The sequence below is a fragment of the Streptomyces sp. NPDC127092 genome (assembly GCF_042722475.1).
In the GTDB taxonomy this organism is placed as follows: Bacteria; Actinomycetota; Actinomycetes; order Streptomycetales; family Streptomycetaceae; genus Streptomyces.
Map to the genome: position 1 here is coordinate 1 of NZ_JBHXFE010000211.1, position 1496 is coordinate 1496.

Consider the following 1496-nt stretch of genomic DNA (forward strand, 5'->3'; position numbering starts at 1 on the left):
GCCTTCTCCGGCTCGGTGACGATGGACGAGGACGAGCAGTGGGGGTCGGACTGGGGGTCGCAGCCGAGCAAGGACGACGAGTTCACCGAGGCCAACCTGAATCCCGGCGCCGGCTCGGACCTGGCCGCCGCTTTCAAGGGCGCGACGTACAAGATCATGCTGGTCGCCAACAAGTTCCAGACAGGGTTCGACCAGCCGCTGCTCTCAGCGATGTACGTCGACAAGAAGCTCTCCGGGGTCACTGCCGTGCAGACGCTCTCCCGGCTCAACCGCACCCATCGCACTGCGGGCGGGGAGCAGAAGCGCAAGACCTTCGTCATCGACTTCGTGAACAAACCCGAGGACATCCGGTCTGCGTTCGAGCCGTACTTCACCAACGCCACCCTGGAGACCGAGACCGACCCGTACGTCGTCGTCCACCTCGCCACTAAGCTCGCCCAGTCCGGGATCTACACGCCAGAGCAGGTGCGCGAAGTCGCCGAACTATGGGTCACCCGGAAGGGCAACAATGCGCTGTCGGCCGCGATCAGCCCGGCCAAGCACGACTTCGCCCGCCGCTACGCATCGGCGATCGAGGCCGACGATAAAGTCACCCTCAACACCCTCGACCTGTTCCGCAAGGACGTCTCCACCTACGTCCGGCTCTACGACTTCATGAGCCAGATCGTCGACTACGGCGACCCGTACATGGAGATGTTGTCGATCTTCCTGCGGCTCCTGGAGAAGGTCATCGCAGACTCCTCCTGGGCCGCGGAGATCGACCTCTCCGACGTGGTCCTGATCGGGGTCAAGCACAACAAGGCGGCCGCGGTCAACATCTCGCTGACCGGTGACGGTGAGCTCAAGGGCATCAGCGCCGCAGGCACCGGCACGTGGAAAGAGCCGAAGTACGTCGCACTACAGGTCGTCATCGACAAGATGAACGACCTCTTCGGCGCCGAGTCGTTCACCCAGTCCCAGGTCCGTGAGTTCGTGCAGGGACTGGTGCAGCGACTGCTCGCTTACCCGGACCTGGTCAACCAGACCAAGGTGAACTCGAAGAAGCAGTTCGTGGAGTCGCAGGACTTCCAATCGGCGGTCACCGAGGCGGTCATCGACAACCAGGAGGCCCACAACACCATGGCCGACTACTTCTTCAGCGACGGACCTGGCATCAGCGCTGTCATCATGGCGCTCGCGGACGCCTTCTACGAGGCAGCGATCGATCAGCGGACGGACGTGTGAGCAGCCAGCCCTGAAAGGGGGACGGTGCAGTACAGAGAGACGTCGCCCACGACCTTCTCTGGCCGGGAAACCGCAGCCGCCGAGCCGACCGTTTTGGCTCGCTTCGGCGGTTACCCACAGAACCAGTCGTGCGCGGGGCGGGCTTTGTTGTTCATTCCCGGCCCTGACTGCGAGTCGAGGAGGCCGACCCCATCACCAGATTCGTTGTTGCTGGGGAGGTTTCCTTACGGAGAACTCGCTGGTTGCAAGAACCGTGGTGCGGCGTTCGACGC

At 63.2% G+C, this 1496-nt stretch carries 1 pseudogene; it reads left to right on the top strand.

Annotation, left to right across the window (positions count from 1 at the left end):
* A pseudogene (locus ACFWJO_RS38970) lies at window positions 1–1224 on the top strand (type I restriction endonuclease subunit R); the annotation flags it as partial.
* Window positions 1225–1496: the final 272 nt, after the last annotated feature.